Source organism: Pseudoalteromonas sp. T1lg88 (assembly GCF_002964765.1).
GTDB lineage: Bacteria > Pseudomonadota > Gammaproteobacteria > Enterobacterales > Alteromonadaceae > Pseudoalteromonas.
The window spans coordinates 1-421 of the sequence record NZ_PQCF01000033.1 but is presented as its reverse complement, the minus strand read 5'-3'; the positions used below and the strand labels follow the sequence as shown (position 1 = coordinate 421).

Sequence of the window (421 nt, the reverse complement as noted above, 5' to 3'; positions counted from 1 at the left end):
CTTGTGCGGGCCCCCGTCAATTCATTTGAGTTTTAACCTTGCGGCCGTACTCCCCAGGCGGTCTACTTAATGCGTTAGCTTTGAAAAACAACTCCGAAAAGTCGAGCTTCTAGTAGACATCGTTTACGGCGTGGACTACCAGGGTATCTAATCCTGTTTGCTCCCCACGCTTTCGTACATGAGCGTCAGTGATTGGTTGCGGGAGCCGGATTTGAACCGACGACCTTCGGGTTATGAGCCCGACGAGCTACCAGGCTGCTCCATCCCGCGCCAGTAGACTTGAAAGTTGTTTTGCTTCTGCTTTCGAAAGAAGTGGCGTATCCAATTAAGAATTGGTTGCGGGAGCCGGATTTGAACCGACGACCTTCGGGTTATGAGCCCGACGAGCTACCAGGCTGCTCCATCCCGCGCCAGTAGACTT

At 53.0% G+C, this 421-nt stretch carries 1 rRNA gene; it reads right to left on the bottom strand.

The annotated features are described in order from the left end of the window. A 16S ribosomal RNA gene (locus tag C2M34_RS15800) occupies positions 1-421 on the bottom strand; the annotation flags it as partial.